The sequence below is a fragment of the Pseudomonas sp. BE134 genome (genome assembly GCF_031456105.1).
Classification (GTDB): domain Bacteria; phylum Pseudomonadota; class Gammaproteobacteria; order Pseudomonadales; family Pseudomonadaceae; genus Aquipseudomonas.
This window is the reverse complement of the sequence record NZ_JAVDUA010000013.1, coordinates 149,247-167,382: the sequence shown is the minus strand read 5'-3', so window position 1 is coordinate 167,382 and position 18,136 is coordinate 149,247. Positions and strand designations below refer to the sequence as shown.

At 61.4% G+C, this 18,136-nt stretch carries 19 protein-coding genes and 1 pseudogene; 9 read left to right on the top strand and 11 right to left on the bottom strand.

The window, feature by feature from the left end:
• Window positions 1-118 precede the first annotated feature (118 nt).
• From J2Y56_RS13375 to J2Y56_RS13365, 3 genes are all read right to left on the bottom strand, one after another.
• On the bottom strand, window positions 119-1,075 hold the full coding sequence (locus tag J2Y56_RS13375) for a zinc-binding alcohol dehydrogenase family protein (RefSeq protein WP_007945300.1): 957 nt from the start codon (window positions 1,073-1,075) through the stop codon (window positions 119-121).
• Between the two features lie 28 nt (window positions 1,076-1,103).
• A complete protein-coding gene (locus tag J2Y56_RS13370) occupies window positions 1,104-1,277 on the bottom strand; it encodes a DUF1427 family protein (protein ID WP_007945301.1) in 174 nt (57 codons plus the stop codon).
• A gap of 96 nt (window positions 1,278-1,373) precedes the next feature.
• Entirely contained in the window at window positions 1,374-2,153 is a 780-nt protein-coding gene (locus J2Y56_RS13365) for a helix-turn-helix domain-containing protein (RefSeq protein WP_007945303.1), read from the bottom strand.
• 146 nt (window positions 2,154-2,299) lie between these two features.
• Between J2Y56_RS13365 and J2Y56_RS13360 the strand changes: the two genes are divergently transcribed.
• Window positions 2,300-2,527, top strand: a complete 228-nt coding sequence (locus J2Y56_RS13360) for a DUF6555 family protein (protein ID WP_007945304.1) — start codon at window positions 2,300-2,302, stop codon at window positions 2,525-2,527.
• Between the two features lie 185 nt (window positions 2,528-2,712).
• On the opposite strand, the gene J2Y56_RS13355 is transcribed toward J2Y56_RS13360, so the two are convergent.
• From J2Y56_RS13355 to J2Y56_RS13345, 3 genes are all read right to left on the bottom strand, one after another.
• Window positions 2,713-2,880, bottom strand: coding sequence for a metallothionein (locus J2Y56_RS13355; protein WP_007945305.1), 168 nt, complete (start codon window positions 2,878-2,880; stop codon window positions 2,713-2,715).
• Window positions 2,881-2,952: 72 nt separating this feature from the next.
• On the bottom strand, window positions 2,953-3,405 hold the full coding sequence (locus tag J2Y56_RS13350) for a DMT family transporter (RefSeq protein ID WP_007945306.1): 453 nt from the start codon (window positions 3,403-3,405) through the stop codon (window positions 2,953-2,955).
• A gap of 2 nt (window positions 3,406-3,407) precedes the next feature.
• Complete coding sequence (locus J2Y56_RS13345) at window positions 3,408-3,893, bottom strand: DMT family transporter (protein WP_007945307.1); 486 nt, start codon at window positions 3,891-3,893, stop codon at window positions 3,408-3,410.
• Between the two features lie 112 nt (window positions 3,894-4,005).
• On the opposite strand from J2Y56_RS13345, the gene J2Y56_RS13340 reads away from it, so the two are divergent.
• Window positions 4,006-4,941, top strand: coding sequence for a LysR family transcriptional regulator (locus J2Y56_RS13340; protein ID WP_007945308.1), 936 nt, complete (start codon window positions 4,006-4,008; stop codon window positions 4,939-4,941).
• Window positions 4,942-5,013: 72 nt separating this feature from the next.
• On the opposite strand, the gene J2Y56_RS13335 is transcribed toward J2Y56_RS13340, so the two are convergent.
• Complete coding sequence (locus tag J2Y56_RS13335; RefSeq protein ID WP_162131642.1) at window positions 5,014-6,330, bottom strand: Na+/H+ antiporter family protein; 1,317 nt, start codon at window positions 6,328-6,330, stop codon at window positions 5,014-5,016.
• 273 nt (window positions 6,331-6,603) lie between these two features.
• Here J2Y56_RS13335 and J2Y56_RS28465 point away from each other — a divergent pair.
• A pseudogene (locus J2Y56_RS28465) lies at window positions 6,604-7,893 on the top strand (HAMP domain-containing protein); the annotation flags it as partial.
• Window positions 7,894-7,995: 102 nt separating this feature from the next.
• Window positions 7,996-8,751: a methyl-accepting chemotaxis protein gene (locus J2Y56_RS28460; protein WP_405046856.1), complete on the top strand. Its 756-nt coding sequence runs from the start codon at window positions 7,996-7,998 to the stop codon at window positions 8,749-8,751.
• Between the two features lie 40 nt (window positions 8,752-8,791).
• On the opposite strand, the gene J2Y56_RS13325 is transcribed toward J2Y56_RS28460, so the two are convergent.
• Genes J2Y56_RS13325 through J2Y56_RS13315 form a run of 3 tightly spaced genes read right to left on the bottom strand, consistent with a single transcriptional unit; the run spans window position 8,792 to window position 11,079 of the window.
• Complete coding sequence (locus J2Y56_RS13325; protein WP_007945312.1) at window positions 8,792-10,105, bottom strand: sensor histidine kinase; 1,314 nt, start codon at window positions 10,103-10,105, stop codon at window positions 8,792-8,794.
• A complete protein-coding gene (locus tag J2Y56_RS13320) occupies window positions 10,102-10,770 on the bottom strand; it encodes a response regulator transcription factor (RefSeq protein ID WP_007945315.1) in 669 nt (222 codons plus the stop codon). Before J2Y56_RS13320 ends, J2Y56_RS13325 begins: the two co-directional genes overlap by 4 nt.
• A gap of 3 nt (window positions 10,771-10,773) precedes the next feature.
• Window positions 10,774-11,079, bottom strand: coding sequence for a PepSY domain-containing protein (locus tag J2Y56_RS13315; protein ID WP_007945316.1), 306 nt, complete (start codon window positions 11,077-11,079; stop codon window positions 10,774-10,776).
• 302 nt (window positions 11,080-11,381) lie between these two features.
• Between J2Y56_RS13315 and J2Y56_RS13310 the strand changes: the two genes are divergently transcribed.
• The 4 genes from J2Y56_RS13310 (at window position 11,382) to codA (ending at window position 15,663) form a co-directional block, all read left to right on the top strand.
• Complete coding sequence (locus J2Y56_RS13310) at window positions 11,382-12,461, top strand: patatin-like phospholipase family protein (RefSeq protein ID WP_033049183.1); 1,080 nt, start codon at window positions 11,382-11,384, stop codon at window positions 12,459-12,461.
• A gap of 85 nt (window positions 12,462-12,546) precedes the next feature.
• On the top strand, window positions 12,547-12,903 hold the full coding sequence (queD, locus tag J2Y56_RS13305; protein ID WP_007945318.1) for a 6-carboxytetrahydropterin synthase QueD: 357 nt from the start codon (window positions 12,547-12,549) through the stop codon (window positions 12,901-12,903).
• 230 nt (window positions 12,904-13,133) lie between these two features.
• Window positions 13,134-14,405, top strand: a complete 1,272-nt coding sequence (gene codB, locus J2Y56_RS13300; RefSeq protein WP_007945319.1) for a cytosine permease — start codon at window positions 13,134-13,136, stop codon at window positions 14,403-14,405.
• Between the two features lie 13 nt (window positions 14,406-14,418).
• Window positions 14,419-15,663 (top strand): cytosine deaminase, encoded by a 1,245-nt coding sequence (gene codA, locus J2Y56_RS13295; RefSeq protein ID WP_007945320.1) that lies wholly within the window; start codon window positions 14,419-14,421, stop codon window positions 15,661-15,663.
• A gap of 112 nt (window positions 15,664-15,775) precedes the next feature.
• Here codA and J2Y56_RS13290 read toward each other — a convergent pair whose 3' ends face one another.
• Window positions 15,776-16,768 (bottom strand): diaminopimelate epimerase, encoded by a 993-nt coding sequence (locus J2Y56_RS13290; RefSeq protein ID WP_007945321.1) that lies wholly within the window; start codon window positions 16,766-16,768, stop codon window positions 15,776-15,778.
• Between the two features lie 164 nt (window positions 16,769-16,932).
• On the opposite strand from J2Y56_RS13290, the gene J2Y56_RS13285 reads away from it, so the two are divergent.
• Complete coding sequence (locus J2Y56_RS13285) at window positions 16,933-18,084, top strand: MFS transporter (RefSeq protein WP_007945323.1); 1,152 nt, start codon at window positions 16,933-16,935, stop codon at window positions 18,082-18,084.
• The last annotated feature ends 52 nt before the right edge of the window (window positions 18,085-18,136 follow it).

Below are 18,136 nucleotides of genomic sequence, written 5' to 3'. Positions count from 1 at the left end.
GATAGATGAAAGCAAGCCAAACACGGCATCAAAAACAGTATTGCAGAAAAGGGGGTAACCATAGATGTGGGAGCCAGCCTGCTGGCGATGGGGCCGACACAAGCAACATCAGTGTCAGCTATGGCAACAGAATCACCTTGTCACCGGCCCCCTGGTTCACTTCCGCATACCGCTCCAGCCCTTCCGCCAACGGCGACTCAACCAAGCCCTCGGGCAATGGCAGCAACCCCTGATCAAAGAACTGGCCAAACTGATCGAGCATCGCCGCGCACGCTTGAACGCCATATAGCAGCGAGTTGATCCCCACCACCGAGCCACCCTTGCGATACAACGCCAGTGCCGGCAGTTGCACCATGCCGTCCACCGGCGCGGCGATGATGGCGATGCGGCCGAAGATCGCCAGTGCCGGGACCGAGGCCGGCAGCCAGAACCCGGTGGTGTCGAAGATCACGTCGGCGCCGCCGGCATACACCGCGTTTACCTGGACGCCCAATTCCTCGGGCTTATCCAGCTGCAACGTCTGATAACCCTGAGCTCGCAATTGTTGGACCTGCTCAGGTCGCCGTGCCGCCGCCAACACTTGGGCTCCGCGTACCTTGGCCAGCGCCAGCGCCGCACTGCCCACCGCCCCGCCGCCAATCACCAACAGACGCGTTTGCGCCGTCACCAGGCTGCGCTCCAACGCATCCCACGCCGTGGTATAGGGCACGCCGAGACTGGCGGCCTGGGCAAAACTCAAATGGGTCGGTTTAATCGCTACACCGTTGGCCGGCAGCTTGACGAATTGCGCGTGGGAGCCATCGGCAAAGAACCCCAACTCACGCCCGGTGCCCCAGACTTCCTGTCCGATCAACGCCTGCGGGCCTTCAACCACAAGACCGGCAAAATCCCGACCGGGGATGCGTGGCAACGTGGTGTAGGGAAAACGTCCCAGCACGTTCTTCACATCGCTGGGGTTGAGCCCGGCGGCCTTGATCTGCACCAGCACTTCATCGACGCCGGCAACCGGGGTGGGCACGTCAACGTAGCGCAAGGCCGAAAGGTCGCCGGTTTTGTCGAACTGCAATGCTTTCATGAGCGTTTCCATTGAGTAAATAAACGGTTCAGGAGGTCCAGCCAGCCACCAGTTGCCGGCCCATCGGCCACAACTGTTCGCCGGCCAGCATGCCGAGCAGCCCGACCAGCGCGATGGCCGGTGGTGCGGGGGAACGGAAATCCAGTGCGCCGTAGAGCAAACCGACGCCCAGACCGATGACCAGCGAAATGAGGTAGCTCATGGCGGACTCTGTGGGCAATTGAGGTAAGCCCAGAGTCTAGTGGGAGGTCGCGCCGGGTATCGGCCAAGTGCTTCGGCTTTTCGGCCAAGCCGTCTTTCAGCTTTGGGAAGGGCTCGCGGTGAACTGCGAAGGTGCGACGCCCAGTTCCCGGCGAAACATGTCACTGAAGCTGCTCGGCGTATAACCCAACTCGCGGGCGATCGCGCTGACCGGCACACCTTGAATCAACTCGGCCACCGCCGTCGCCAATTGCACCTGTCGCCGCCATTCGGCGAAGCCCATCCCCAGACCGTCCTTGAACAACCGCGCCAGGGTGCGCACGCTGGCACCGGCGTTTTCGGCGTGTTGTTCGAAGGGAATGTCCAGTGAAGGCGCGGCCATGACCGCCTGACAGAGGTTCATCAGGCGTCGGTCGGAATCATCCGGTAGCGGAATTTTCAGCTCGGAGCGCTTGGCACGTCGCAGTTCCAGCAATGCCAGGCCGACCAGCGCTTCGTAATACTCGGGCGCGCCGTCGTCGCCCTGCGCCACCAACCCGACAATCAACTCGCGCAGCAAACCGCCGACTTCGATGACCTGGACCCTGTCGTCCAGTGTCGCTGCCAGGGAGGGCCTCAGGTAGATATTGCGCATCTGCAAGTCCGAGACCACACGAATCCCATGCGGCACGCCCGGTGGCAGCCACACCGCCCGTTGCGGCGGCACCACCAGCGCCTCATGGGGCGTTTCGACCCACATCACCCCGCTCATCGCATACAGCAACTGGCCCCAGACATGCTCGTGCGGCTCGATAAACAGGCCGCGCGGATAGGTGCGCGCCAGCGGCTGCACGGGCACATCGGTGTCACTCAGGTCTGGAGGCGCGGCAAGGGCCATGGGGCAGCAATCATTGAGGTTTTCAGGCCTTGCATGGTAACCAGCCGGAGGCCTTGTCGCTACTGGTCGCCACCGCCTGACAATCCGAGTGAATTTTCCGTGACCCCGACGATCCCTCTATTACCACAGGGAGGAATACGGGCTTTATGAACAGCGCAAAACTTTTCGTCATTGATTACACCCTCCATGGTGTCCCCAAGTCGTTCATCATTCGCTTGGAGAAGATGGACAACGCGGAAGCCTGGCATTGGGCGAGCTGCGATGCCGGCGTGGGGAGGATTCCCCGATTCGGCCGAGAGAAGGTGCAAAAGACCAGCAAACCGATGGCGGAAAAGTTCGGCGTCGAAAATGTCACGTGGCGGCCGGCGAGTTAAGAAACAATACGATCGGTAGCAGCTGGCGCAGCCTGCGTCCGGCTGCGCAGCAGTCGTAAGTCCAGTACACACGGTTTTCCTGAATCACCGCATAGTCTGATTTTACGACTGCTGCGCAGCCGGACGCAGGCTGCGCCAGCTGCTACAAAGTGCGTGCCCATCAGGCTGCACTTGGTCGCGCTGCACTACTTGGCATCAGCACACTTGCAACCTTTGCTCGAGCATTCTTCGCCGTGTTCATGGTGCTTGGCGCAGGCTTCGCAGCAATAGTGTTTGCCGTGGCGCGCGATGGGATGCTCGCCCAGTTTGCACGAGCATTTTGGACAATCGCAGATACTGTCACTGCTGATCATGAGTCGGACTCCATGGGTGTGGTCGTCGGGGTGCCGCAAACGCGGCCCGTCTTACCAGTGTAGGAGTTTGTGTCAGGCCTGCCGCGTACTGCTGCGATACATAAACACCAGCGCCAACCCAAGGCACACCATCGCCACCATCCGGTTGTTCGACAAGTCGATGGCCGGGTTGCCCAGCCAGCCGAAATTGTCGATCAGCATGCCCATGCCCAGTTGCCCGACGATCACGGCCACGGTCGCCACCGCCGTCCCCACCCTTGGCACCGCGCCGACCATGACCATCATGTAGACCACGCCGAACAGCGCGCCACTGAGCTGCCATTTCGGCACGTCCAGCAAGCTCATGGCCTGCGCCGGCTCGAAAAACAGGATCAGCAGCCCGGTGACCACCGCCCCCACCACAAAGGTCAGCAAACTGCTGCGTAAAACACCGACCGTTTCGCCCAGACGGCCATTGATCGCTGCCTGCACACTCAACACTGCACCGGCCGCGACAATCACGGCCAACAAAATAATCAGATTCATCTTCAACCCCGAGCGATCAGAACAAGTGCCACGACAATCAGCAGCAGGGCCAGCCAACGTTCACCGTTGACCTTTTTACGGCTGGCGCCGAACCAGCCGAAGTGGTCGATCAGCACACTTTTGCCGACCTGCCCGCAGAGGATCGCAATCATGGTCATCGCAATACCGATGTGCGGCGTGGCCAGGGTCAGCACCACCACGTAGATCGGCCCGAGAAAGCCGCCGATCAACTGCCAGCGCGGCAACGTGTTCAACGCCGGGCCTTGTTGCGGGCCGCTGAACAACAGCAGCAAAAACAGGATCGCCGAGCCGACCCCGAATATGCTCAACGTCGCCCACAGATGCCCGACCTGAACCCCGAGCGGCCCGAGCAGACCGGCCTCCACGGAAAGGCCCATGCCAGCCAGGATGACCAGCGGTAGCAGCAATAGCCGCAGGCCTGGTTTGGTCGCGGGTGTGACCGCTGTGTCGATTGAAGACGCTTGCATTAAAGAAACCTGCCTGTAGGAACAATGGCCGACATTATCCGCTGGCGATGCTTTGCGATAAATGGGAGCATCCTGACAACACTTTTGCGCAACTCGCACAGCAGGACAGCCCATGCACGGCTTCAACGAACTCGGATTCAAGGCACTTCGACTGTTTGTCGCCGTACTCGACCACGGCAGTTTTTCCGAAGTGGCACGGCGCGAAGGTCTGGCGCCCTCTTCGATTTCCCGGCAGATCCAGTTGATGGAACAGGCCCTGAGCCAGCAATTGCTCTACCGCCACACCCGCGCAGTTACCCCAACCGAAGCCGGGCGCATGCTCGGTCATCATGCGCGACTGGTGCTGGTGCAATTGGAAGAAGCCGAGCAAGCCTTGCAGGAACAGCAAAGCGAGCCCAGCGGACTGGTGCGGATCAACGCCCCGGTGGTGTTCGGCCAACGGCATCTGACGCCGTGGCTGGGGCTATTGTGCGAGCGTTACCCCAAGTTGCAGCTGGATATCCAGCAAACCGACCACTACATCGACCCACTGCAAGAAGGCGCCGACCTGCTGTTTCGCATCGGGCCGCTGCACGACTCCAGCATGCAAGCGCGGATCCTCGCGCCGCACCGGTTTCAAGTCGCCGCCAGCCCGGCCTACCTCAAACGCTACGGCACGCCGCTACGTCCTCAAGACCTGGCGACGCATCAATGTCTGGCCTACAAAGGCGCGACCGGCCTGCAACGCTGGTTTTTCCGCAAGGATCAGCAAGACTGGACGCCCTGTTCGGTCAAAGGACCGATCACCGGCAACCACGCCGACACCCTGGTTCAAGCCGCCGAACAAGGTTTGGGGCTGGTGATGTTTCCGTCGTGGCTGATTGGTGAGGCGGTGCGCGAAGGCACGCTGGTGCCGGTGCTTGGCGACTTTCAGGTATCCAACAGCCTTGAACCGCAGCAGATCGCCGTGCTGTGGCCGGGCAGCCGACGCTTGTCGGTGAAAGTGCGTACGGTGATTGATTTCTTTGTCGAATGCTTTGGCGCAGTGCCGTATTGGGACAGGCCGTAGCGGCAGGTGATCCCTGTGGGAGCGAGCCTGCTCGCTCCCACAAAGGGTCCTGTGTGACCAGAAAGATTGTTTTTACAGCACCATTGCCGCCACCCAACCAAACGCCAGCAGCGGCAGGTTGTAGTGCAGGAAAGTCGGGACCACGGTGTCCCAGATGTGGTGATGCTGGCCGTCGATGTTCAAACCCGAGGTCGGGCCCAGGGTAGAGTCGGAGGCTGGCGAACCGGCGTCACCCAAGGCGCCGGCGGTGCCGACGATGCACACGATGGCCAGCGGGCTGAACCCCAACTGCACGCACAGCGGCACGAAAATCGCCGCCAGGATCGGCACGGTGGAGAAGGACGATCCAATACCCATGGTCACCAGCAACCCCACCAGCAACATCAACAATGCGCCGATGCCTTTGCTGTGGTTGATCCACGAGGCCGAGGACTCCACCAGGGTCTGCACCTGACCGGTGGCTTTCATCACTTCGGCAAAACCGGATGCGGCGATCATGATGAAACCGATCATCGCCATCATCTTCATGCCTTCGGTGAACAGGTCGTCGGTATCACGCCATTTCACGATGCCCGACACCGAAAAAATCAGGAATCCGACCAAGGCGCCGATGATCATCGAGTCCAGCAGCAACTGAATCATGAAGGCCGCCACGATGGCCACGCCAGCCACCATCAGGCTCAGCGGGTTGTACTGCACCGCGACCTGTTCGACTTGCTCGATTTTTTCCAGGTCGTAGACGCGTTTCTTGCGATAGCTGAAAAACGCCACTGCCAGACCGAACACCATGCCCAGCGCCGGGATGCCCATGGCGTGGGTGACGTTGATGCCGCTGATGTCCACGCCGCTGCGGGCAACGTTGGCCAGCAGAATCTCGTTGAGGAAGATGTTGCCGAACCCCACCGGCAGGAACATGTACGGGGTGATCAGACCGAACGTCATGACGCAGGCGATTAACCGGCGATCCAGTTGCAGCTTGGTCAGCACGTATAAAAGCGGCGGCACCAGCAACGGGATGAACGCGATATGTATCGGCAGAATGTTCTGCGAGGCGATGGCCACCGTGCCAAGCAAACCGATCAACAGCCACTTGACCTGACCGCCACCGCTGGCATGTTGCCGATCAACCATCGCCAACGCCTTGTCCGCCAGGGCATGGGCCATGCCGGACTTGGCAATCGCCACCGCGAACGCTCCGAGCAAGGCATAGGACAACGCCACCGTCGCCCCGCCGCCGAGCCCGCTGTTGAAGGCTTTAAGCGTGGCGTCGATGCCCAGGCCACCGGTCAGGCCGCCCACCAGCGCACCGATAATCAGCGCGATCACTACGTGCACGCGGGACAGACTGAGGATCAGCATGATGCCGACCGCAGCAATTACAGCATTAATCATCGTTACCTCTAGGCACGCGAAATGAGCTCAGCCGGCAGTCTGCGAAACACCGCCAGCGGATTGGAGAATAGGTTTTATTAGAGGGCGCGCACTGTGCCGCAGCATCATGGCCTTGTCAAAGCCAACGCGGACTCCGTAGCAGCTGCCGAAGGCTGCGCCAGCTGCTACACGTTGTGTTTCGTTTCTTATTTGAGCGCGCGGATAAAGAAAGCCGAATCACGGCCGCTACAGTGCAAAGTCTCAGATATTTATCGAATAAAGGACGTCTCCATGTCACTCAGACAACTTTCCATTCAATGGAAAATCACCCTGCTGGCCGGGCTTTGCCTGGCTGGCATCGTGACCCTGCTGGTAGGTCTTTCGCTGTATCGCATGGAGCACAGCTCCGCGATGGTGAAAGCCTCAAGCATGGAGATGCTCACCGAAGCCGCCCAGGCGCGGATCGAATCCCAGGGCGAAAACCAGGCGCTGCTGATTCGTCAGCAATTCATGGACGCCTATCAGTACGGACATGGCTTTTCGCGCCAGGTGTTGTTCCTGCGCGAGCAGGCGGAAAAGCGCTTTCTGGATGCCTTCGACCTGCGTGAAGACCTGACCCGTCAGGTCAAGTCTGCGCTGCAAGCCAACCCGGAACTGCTCGGCCTGTCGCTGGTATTCGAAGCCAATGCGCTGGACGGCAAGGACGAACTGTTCACCGGCCAGGCGGAGCTGGGCAGCAACGACAAGGGCCGTTTCGCGCTGTACTGGTCGCAGGCGACACCGGGCAAGGTCACGTCCATGGCGTTGCCGGAAAGTGACATGGCCGACACCCGCACCGGCCCGAGCGGTGAACCGGCCAACGCCTGGTTCACCTGCCCGCGCACCTCGCTCAAGCCGTGCGTGATCGAACCGTACTTCTATGTGATCGATGGCCAGAACGTGCTGATGACCAGCATCGTGTTCCCGCTGATGGTCAACGGCAAGGTCATCGCCTCGTTGTCGGTGGACCTCAACCTCAACAGCCTGCAAGCGATGAGCCAAAGCGCGAGCAAAAAGCTGTATGACGGCCAGACCCATGTCAGCATCCTCAGCCCGGCCGGGCTGCTTGCTGGCTACAGCGTCGACGCCAGTAAACTCAGCCAGCGCCTGGATGTTGTGGACACGGCCAACGGTGCCGAGCTGATCCGCATGCTCGCCAGCAGCAGCAACACCGAAAGCCTGCACAACGAACAACAAATGAAAGTGTTGGCACCGTTCCAGCCGATTCCCGGGGGAAAATCCTGGGGTGTGCTGCTCGACGTGCCGCAGAACGTCCTGGTCAGCCGGGCCGAGATGCTGAAAAAACAACTCGATGACAGCAACCGCAGCGGCACCCTGGTCGAACTCGGCCTCGGCGTGCTGGCCGCGTTGATCGGTCTGATGCTGGTGTGGCTGATGGCCCGCAGCGTGACCAGGCCGATCCTCGGCGTGGCGCAGATGCTCGAAGACATCGCCAGCGGCGAAGGTGACCTGACCCGGCGCCTGGCCTATGACAAAAAGGACGAGCTGGGCCAGTTGGCGGGCTGGTTCAACCGCTTCCTCGACAAGCTGCAACCGATCATCGCCGAGGTCAAACGCTCGGTGCAGGACGCGCGCAACACGGCGGATCAGTCATCCGCCATCGCCACCCAGACCAGCGCCGGCATGGAGCAGCAGTACCGTCAGGTCGATCAGGTGGCCACCGCGTCCCACGAAATGAGCGCCACCGCCCAGGATGTCGCTCGCAGTGCCGCGCAAGCGGCTCACGCGGCCAAGGATGCCGATCAGGCGACGCGTCGCGGGCTAACCGTGATCGACCAGACCACCACCAGCATCGACAACCTCGCCGCCGACATGAGCGCGGCCATGGTGCAAGTTGAAGGGCTGGCGGTGAACAGCGAGAAAATCGGTTCGGTACTGGAAGTGATCCGCGCCATTGCCGAACAGACCAACCTGCTCGCACTCAACGCCGCCATCGAAGCGGCCCGTGCCGGTGAAGCCGGACGCGGTTTTGCCGTGGTCGCCGATGAAGTGCGCAACCTGGCGCGCCGCACACAGGAGTCGGTCGAGGAAACCCGTCTGGTGATCGAGCAGTTGCAAAGTGGCACCCAGGACGTGGTCGGTTCGATGAACAACAGCCATCGGCAGGCTCAGGGCAGTGTCGAGCAGGTCAGCCAGGCCGTGACCGCGCTGCGCCAGATCGGCGATGCGGTGACGGTGATCAGTGACATGAACCTGCAGATTGCTTCAGCAGCGGAAGAACAGAGCGCGGTGGCCGAGGAGATCAACAACAACGTCGCGACGATTCGGGATGTGACGGAGTCGTTGTCGGGACAGGCGAACGAATCGGCGCGGGTCAGCCAGTCGCTGAACAGCCTGGCGAATCAGCAGCAGAGTCTGATGGATCAGTTCCGGGTCTGACCCCACACACTGATCGTTCCCACGCTCCGCGTGGGAACGATCATCGACGAGGTAACTCGATCACAACCTTCAACCCGCCCCACTCGCTCTCTTCCAACCGCAATACCCCACCCCACGTGTCGACGATGTCGCGCACAATCCCCAGCCCCAACCCATGCCCATCCGTCTGTTCATCCAGGCGCGTACCGCGGCTGAACACCTGGGCCCGCTGGTCTCGGGGGATCCCCGGGCCATCGTCTTCGACGCTCAACTCAAACCCGCCCGACGTCTCGACCACGCTCAAGCGAACCTCGGCATCCGCCCATTTACAGGCGTTGTCCAGCAGGTTGCCAAGCAGTTCAAGCAAGTCCTCGCGGTCCCACGGCAACTGCAAACCGGGCCGTGCGCGGTAGCTGAGCGCCAGGTGCTCGCCATGAATCATGTTCAGCGTCGCCAACAACCCCGGCAGTTCTTCATCACAATCAAACAACGCGCCCGGCAGCGCGTCGCCGGACAATCGGGCGCGGTTGAGTTCGCGATTGAGCCGTTGCTGGACCTGCTCCAGTTGCGCTTGAAGCACCTTGCGCAACTCGGGGTGAGCGTCGAGTTTTTCGCTGGACGCCAGGCTCAACAACACCGCCAGCGGGGTTTTCAACGCGTGGCCGAGGTCGCCCAAGGCATTGCGCGAACGCTTGAGGCTGTCTTCGGTGTGCGCGAGCAAATGGTTGATCTGCGCCACCAGCGGCTCAAGCTCGATCGGCACCTGATCATCCAGTTGCGAGCGCTGGCCTTGCTGTAACTGAGCGATCTGTTCGCGAGCCTTCTCCAGTGGACGCAAGGCACGCCGCACAGTGATCCGTTGCAGCAGCAATATCAGCAGCAGCCCGGCCAGTCCCAACCCCAGCCCCACTTGCTGCATGCGTTTGAAGCTTTCACGCACCGGGGTGTAGTCCTGCGCGACGCTGATGGAAATCGACTGGCCGAGGCGTCGATAGTCTGAACGCAACACCAGCAATTGCTGCCCTTCCGGCCCCAGTTGCAGGTTGCTGTGCAGGCCTGGATGTTCAAGCTTGGGCAGTTCCTGATCCCATAGCGAACGGGAGCGCCAATGGTGATCGTCGAAGTCGATGCGAAAGTAGTGCCCGGAAAACGGTCGCTGGTAAGCCGGCGACAGGTGCCGTTCCTCCAGCTGCAACCCTTGCGGCCCGCGCACCATGGCGACCAGCAGGTTTTCGCTGTCGTCGCGCAAACCGGCTTCGAGGTAGCGCTGCAAGCCCATTTCGAACAACCACAAGCTGGTTTGCGCCAGCACCAGGCCGACGACAACCATGACGCTGATCAGGCCCAGGCTCAAGCGACGCTGGATCGACTTCACTGACCGGCCCCGCCGAACAGGTAACCCTGACCGCGACGGGTTTCGATCACGCTGCGCCCCAGTTTGCGTCGCAGGTGGTTGACGTGAACTTCCAGCACGTTGGAATCGCGCTCGGTTTCTCCGTCGTAGAGGTGTTCGGCAAGGTGGCTTTTGGAGAGGATCTGTTCGGGGTGCAGCATGAAATAGCGCAGCAGGCGAAATTCGGCGGCGGTCAGCTGAATGTCGGCGCCGTCGCGGGTCACGCACTGACGACCTTCGTCCAGGTGCAGCCCGGCAGCCTTGAGTGTCGGTTGATTTGCCTGGCCGTGGGAGCGACGCAGCAGCGCCTGAACCCGCAGGTGCAACTCCTCCGGATGGAAAGGCTTGGTCAGGTAATCGTCGGCCCCGGCCTTGAGGCCTTCAATGCGCTCGGCCCAGGAACCGCGCGCGGTGAGGATCAGCACGGGCGTCATCAGGCCATCGGCGCGCCATTGCGCCAACACTTCAAGCCCCGGCAAACCGGGCAGGCCGAGGTCGAGGATGATCAGGTCATAGGGTTCGCTGCTGCCCTGGTACACCGCGTCGCGACCGTCGGCCAGCCAGTCCACGGCGTAACCCTGCCGGTTGAGGCCGGCCATCAGTTCGTCGGCCAGCGGCACGTGGTCTTCCACCAGCAACAATCGCATCGGTCAATCTTCCTTGTCTTTCAGTAAACGGCCCGTGGTGGCCTCGATGTCCAGCTCACGGACCACGCCTTCGGGGGTCAGCAGTTCGACTTCATAAATGTAGACGTCGTGCTTTTCTTCAAGCTCGGCTTCCAGCAGTTTGGCGCCGGGGTAGCGATCCAGCGCCTGTTGGAGCAGTTGCTCCAGCGGCAGGATTACTCCCTGTTGGCGCAGGCGCAGGGCTTCGTCCTGGTCCAGGTCGCGGGCCAGGACCGCCGAGCAAAACCCCAGAAGCACCCACGCCATGCGGAAAAATGAACGCACCTTCATTACGTATCCTGATGATCCTTGAGAACCTGGCCGCTGACAGCGTCTAATTTGTTCATGGGTGTCTCCGTCTTTCGTGTTGCTTACGGGTAGCACCTTAGCGATCTGATCTTAATTGAAACTGAATTGCCATCATTGGAACACCACAAAAACCCTGTGGGAGCGAGCCTGCTCGCGATGAGGCCATTACATTCAACATTGATGTCGGATGTTACGCCGCCATCGCGAGCAGGCTCGCCCACAGTGGATTGGTGGTGTTGCCTGAACTGCTTATAATTCCCCGCTTGCCAAACATCGAGACCGGTATGACCGCCATCCACATCAAGTTCCCTTCCCTGACCCTCAAGGCCGGCCCGCGTGCCTTCGCGCGCATCCGTAAAGATGGCCTGAGCGCCGCCGACGTCGGCACGCTGCCGGGTGCCGCCGGCGGTCCGAAGGCCCTGGGGATTCAAGGTCTGGACCTGGCATTGTTTGGCGAATGGCTGTCGGCCGCACCGCGCGAGCGTTCACTGATTGGCGCCTCGGTCGGTTCCTGGCGCTTCGCCAGTGCCTGTCTGCCGGACGCCGCCGAAGGCATCCGGCGCCTCGGTCATTTGTACACCGAGCAGAACTTCGCCAAGGGCGTGACCATGGCGCAGATCAGCCAGAGTTCGCAGCGCATGCTCGATGAACTGCTGGACGGTCGCGATGCCTCGATCTTGAGCAACGCGCATTACCGACTGAACATCATGGTGGTCAAAAGTCACGGCCCGTTGGCCCACGACCATCGCGGCCGCCTCGGGCTGGCGCTGGGATCCGTGATCGCCGACAACCTGCGCGGGCGCGCACGGTTGTCGCGACATTTCGAGCGGCTGATCATCCACGACCCGCGTCTGGCACCGCCGGTCAATGCACTGAACGACTTCCCCTCGCGCTTCGTCGCGCTCAACACCGGTAACCTGCGCCAGGCGCTGCTGGCATCGGGCTCGATCCCGATGGTGATGGAAGGCGTGCGCGACCTGCCCGGCGCCGGTGCGGGAACGTTCCGCGATGGCGGTTTACTCGACTATCACCTCGACCTGCCCTACAGCGGCGACGACATCGTGCTGTATCCGCATTTCACCGACCGGGTGATTCCCGGCTGGTTCGACAAGACCCTGCCGTGGCGCCGAGCCTGCCCTGCGCGTTTGCAGGATGTTCTGCTGCTGGCGCCGTCGAAGGAGTATCTGGCGCGCTTGCCCTACGGCAAACTGCCGGACCGTAACGATTTCAAGCGCTTCATGGGGGACGCGCCGGCCCGGCAGAAATACTGGCGCGCCACCATGGATGAAAGCCGTCGCCTCGGTGACGAGTTCCTCGAACTGGCCGCCAATGGTCGCCTCGGCGAGCGCTTGCTGACCCTTTAGTCAGTGTTTCGCCCGCAGCTCTGGTAAACTCGCCACCTGCCCGCATCGCCGTGGCGATCGCCACCTGACAGAGCTGAAATCACCTGTGGAAATTTTCAAAGAGTTTACGTTCGAATCCGCCCACCGCCTGCCCCACGTACCGGAAGGCCACAAGTGCGGCCGCCTGCACGGGCACTCGTTCAAAGTGGCGATCCACTTGAGTGGTGAGCTCGACCCGCACACCGGCTGGATCCGCGACTTCTCGGAAATCAAGGCAATCTTCAAGCCGCTCTACGAGCGTCTGGACCACAACTACCTGAACGACATTCCCGGTCTGGAAAACCCGACCAGTGAAGTGCTGGCCAAATTCATCTGGAATGAATTGAAGCCCCTGCTGCCGGAACTCAGCGCGATCCGTATCCACGAGACGTGCACCAGCGGCTGCATCTATCACGGCGAGTAACCCGCCCGAATAGACAATGTCATCCCTGTGGGAGCGAGCCGGCTCCCACATTGGGAATGTGTTTCGTCAGTGAGCACTCGAACAGCCTTCAGGGGCTGTTTTTTATGCCTATGCTTTTTGTTTCCCGCCCCGCGCGCCCCTCAGGCTCGACTATAAATAACTACACCCCTCACCCTTGGCACGACCACTGCTCTCCCTAACGCGTCCTCCCCATTCGTAAGGAACGCCACATGACGCAGAACAACCCGGGCAACGACTACCCCCTCAGCGAAGTCCCGATGAATGCCCGCAAGGGGCTCGGCTCCACCGCGATGGTGCTGCTGGGTTTCACTTTCTTCACCGCCACCATGTTTGCCGGCGGCAAACTCGGTGTGGCGTTCGACTTTGCCGAGATGATGGCGGTGATCATCGTCGGCAATCTGCTGCTGGGGATCTACGCCGCCGCATTGGGTTTTATTGCGTTCAAGAGCGGACTCAACTCGGTGCTGATGGGCCGTTTCTGTTTTGGTGAAGTCGGCAGCAAGCTCAGCGACCTGATCCTCGGTTTTACCCAAATCGGCTGGTACGCCTGGGGCACGGCTACTGCCGCCGTGGTGTTGGGCAAGTATTTCGAGTTGAGCGAGGGCACGGTCCTCGGGCTGATGGTGCTGTTCGGGATGATATTTTGTGCGACCGCCTATGTCGGTTATCGCGGGCTGGAGATTCTCTCCTACATCGCTGTTCCGGCCATGATGGTGCTGCTGACGCTGTCGATGTGGGTGGCGACGGTCAAGGTCGGCGGGCTCGATGGTTTGCTCGCCGTCGTGCCGACGGGAACGATGGATTGGTCGACCGCCGTGACCCTGGTGTTCGGTACGTTTGTCAGCGGTGCGACCCAGGCCACCAACTGGACGCGCTTCTCACGCTCGGCAAAAGTTGCCGTGTTGGCGAGCCTGATCGGGTTCTTCTTCGGCAACGGCCTTATGGTGGTGATCGGCGCCTACGGGGCCATCGTCTATCAGCAACCGGACGTGGTCGAAGTGCTGCTGTTGCAAGGTTTCGCCATGGCCGCGATGGCGATGTTGCTGATCAACATCTGGAGCACCCAGGACAACACCATCTATAACTTCGCCGTCGCCGGCTGCAACCTGCTGCGCACCGGCCGACGCAAAACCGTGACCCTGGGCGGCGCACTCATCGGCACACTGCTGGCACTGCTGGGCATGTACGACATGCTGGTGCCGTACCTGATTCTGCTGGGCACGGTGATTCCGCCGATTGGTGGTGTGATCATGGCCGACTTTTTCTATCGCTATCGCGGTCACTACCCCAAGTTGGCCGACGCACGGTTGCCCGCCTTTAACTGGTCGGGTTTGACGGCCTATGCCGTCGGCACCGTGGCCGCTTTCAGTTCGCCGTGGGTCGCGCCGCTGGTAGGGATTGCCGCTGCCGCGCTAACGTATATGTTATTGACCGCCGTGCTCGGTGCCCGAACCGTCGCTGCACCCCAGCAAGATTTATAAAAGGATTCGCCTGATGCACATCATCAACGCCCGCCTGCGCAACCAAGAAGGCCTGCATGAGTTGCACCTGGAAAACGGCCTGATCCGTACCATCGCCCGACAGACCGAAGCCCCGACCCTGGGCCCTGAAGATCTGGATGCCGGCGGCAACCTGGTGGTGCCACCCTTTGTCGAGCCGCACATTCATCTCGACGCCACCCTGACCGCCGGTGAGCCGCGCTGGAACATGAGTGGCACGCTGTTCGAAGGCATCGAGTGCTGGGGCGAGCGCAAGGTGACGATTACCGAGGAAGACACCAAGACCCGCGCCAAGAAGACCATCCAGACCCTCGCCGCCCACGGCATCCAGCATGTGCGCACCCACGTCGACGTCACCGACCCGCAGCTCACCGCGCTCAAGGCGATGCTGGAGGTGCGCGAGGAAAGCCGTCACCTGATCGACCTGCAAATCGTCGCGTTCCCCCAGGAAGGCATCGAGTCGTACCGCAATGGCCGCGAGCTGATGGAAGAAGCGATCCGCATGGGCGCCGATGTGGTCGGTGGCATTCCGCACTTCGAGTACACCCGCGATCAGGGGGTGAGTTCAGTGAAGTTCCTGATGGACCTGGCCGAGCGCACCGGTTGCCTGGTGGACGTGCACTGCGACGAAACCGACGACCCGCATTCACGCTTCCTTGAAGTGCTGGCCGAAGAGGCCCGCAGCCGCGACATGGGTTCGCGGGTCACCGCCAGCCACACCACCGCGATGGGTTCTTACGACAACGCTTACTGCGCCAAACTCTTTCGCTTGCTCGGGCATTCGGGGATCAGTTTTGTCTCCTGCCCCACTGAAAGCATTCACCTGCAAGGGCGCTTCGACAACTTCCCGAAACGCCGTGGCGTGACTCGGGTCAACGAGTTGCTCGAAGCGGGGATGAACGTGTGTTTCGGCCAGGACTCGATCGTTGACCCGTGGTATCCGCTGGGCAACGGCAACATCCTGCGTGTGCTTGAAGCGGGTTTGCACATCTGCCACATGCTCGGTTACCGCAACCTGCAAAGCGCGCTGGACCTGGTGACGGACAACAGCGCCAAGGCGATGAACCTCGGCGAGCGTTATGGCCTGGAAGCGGGACGGCCAGCGAACTTGCTAGTGCTGTCGGCGGACAGTGACTATGAGGTGATTCGCAGCCAGGGCTTGCCGCTGTATTCGGTTCGCGAGGGCAAGTTACTGATGAAGCGGACGATGCCAGTGGTGGAATGGCCAAATCAGTTCTGAATTTTCGCTGACTTTCAGGGCCCCATCGCCAGCAGGCTGGCTCCCACATTGGATCGGTGTCGTTCACACATCCCCTGTGGGAGCCAGCCTGCTGGCGATAGCTTTCCTGAATTCAACCCATCAACCGAGCCGTGCCAAACAACTTGACCCGACTCAATTCCCCGTCCACTTCCTCCAGCAAAATCGGCGCCGTTCCGCCCGGCATCACCACTTTCACCTCACCCGCCGTGACCCAACCCACCCGCCACGCCGCACACGCCACCGCACTGGCGCTGGTGCCCGACGACGCGGTCGGCCCTTCCCCGCGTTCAAACACCCGCGCGATGACTTGCTGTGCAGATTCAAGCATCGCCCACTGCACATTCACCCCCGCCGGACACGGTTCGCCGGCGCCGGTCGGCATGGCATACGCAATGCGCATCAATCCTTCAGCCAACGGTGGTTCACGCATTTGCTCATTGCTCGGTAATGCAGCGACGCTCGCCACCAAGGTCACGCAATGCGGATTGCCGATCCGCACAAACTGGCTGCGGTCCCAGGCAGGCTCAAGCGCGGACAATGGTTGCACATGGCTGACGTCTCGCCCATTCAACTGCACGCTTTCAACCCCGTGCGCACCCACGGCTTGCGGTCCTAACGAAGGCTTGCCCAAATCCAGCCAGAATCCTTGCACGCCATCGACCTCCGCCGGTTTGACTGTCGTCTCCCCCGGCGAAACCGCATCCGTCTTGTCGTGATGAACCCGCAACAGGCACCCGGTTTCCTTCGGCATCAATCCTTGCTCGCTGAGCGACTGAGAAAAGATCGTCAGGCCATTGCCACTGCGTTCGGCGAATGTGCCGTCGGTGTTGACGATCAGCAGGTCATACGGCGGCGCCGATTGAAACGGCCCGACCAGCAAACCGTCGCTACGATGGTCCTTGCTGCCCGGTGGCTGAGTGCCGGGGACCCAACCACAAAACGCCTCGATGGCGGCTAGCGTCCAGTTTTCTCGGGTTTGTGCGGCAAGTTCGGCCTGTTCAGGCAAATTGATGCCGCTATCGCGCACGGCATCAGGCGCCACGACGATATAAATATTGCCCCGTGCATCGTAGATCTGCGTCATGTCGCCTCCTGTCTGAACAATCAATCTATCGACGATATCGCGAAACCGCGACGGGCTGTGCAAGGATGTGGACCTGTCTGACCGCGAACGGCTGCGGACACTGATGAACCCGCGGGATCAGTCAGTGTCCCTTGGGTACGCGACGTTTTTTGCCAAGGATTGATATGACCCATTTCCACACCCAAACCCCATTGATCCCCGGCCGCCTGGAGCAGATGTCCACCCGCGTCGCGTTTTTCATTGCCGGTCTGGGCATCGCCGCCTGGGCGCCGCTGGTGCCTTACGCCAAGGCGCGGGCCGGGCTGGGTGAAGGGACGCTTGGTTTGCTGTTGTTATGCCTGGGGGTGGGGTCGATTCTGGCGATGCCGTTGGCCGGGTTGCTGGCCGCGCGCTTCGGTTGCCGGCGCGTGACGGCGGGCGGGACGTTGCTGATCTGTGCGGCCTTGCCGTTGCTGGCGACGGTGTCGACCGTGCCGGCGCTGATCGCCACGCTGTTCATGTTTGGCGCCGGGCTGGGCACGGTGGACTCGACGGTCAACCTGCAAGCGGTAATCGTCGAACGGGCCAGCGGCAAGCACATGATGTCGGGGTTTCACGGGATGTTCAGCCTGGGCGGGATCGTCGGTGCGGCGGGTGTCAGCGGTTTGCTTGGGCTTGGAATGTCTCCGCTGGGCGCCATGTGGGGAGTGGTTGCGGTGCTGGTGCTGGCACTGCTGAAAGCGGCGCCGCACCTGTTGCCCTATGGCAGCGAAAGCGCCGGGCCAGCGTTTGCCTTGCCCCATGGCATCGTGCTGTTTATTGGAGGGATGTGCTTCATCGTGTTCCTGGCCGAAGGTGCCGCGCTGGACTGGAGCGCGGTGTTCCTGGCGCAGGAGCGCGGCATCGATACGGCGTATGCGGGGCTGGGGTATGCGGCCTTTGCGCTGACCATGACAGCCGGCCGCTTGACCGGTGACCGGATTGTCCGGCGTCTGGGTTCGACGCGGGTGATTGTGTTCGGCGGGCTGATAGCCTCCGCAGGCCTGGCATTAGCGACGTTCGCACCAGCCTGGGAGGCGGCGCTGGTGGGTTATGCGTTACTGGGCGCGGGCTGTTCGAACATCGTGCCGGTTCTGTATACCGCCGTCGGCAAACAGACGGTCATGCCCGAGCACATTGCCGTGCCGGCCATCACCACGCTGGGTTATGCGGGCATCCTCGCGGGACCTGCGTTGATCGGGTTTATCGCCCACGGCAGCAGTTTGAGTTTTGCCTTTGGCTTGATGGCGTTGCTGCTGGTGGCGGTGGCCATTGGCGGGAAGGTGTTGAGAGTCTGATATAGCTATCGCCAGCAGGCTGGCTCCCACATTGGTTTTGTGTCGTTCACAA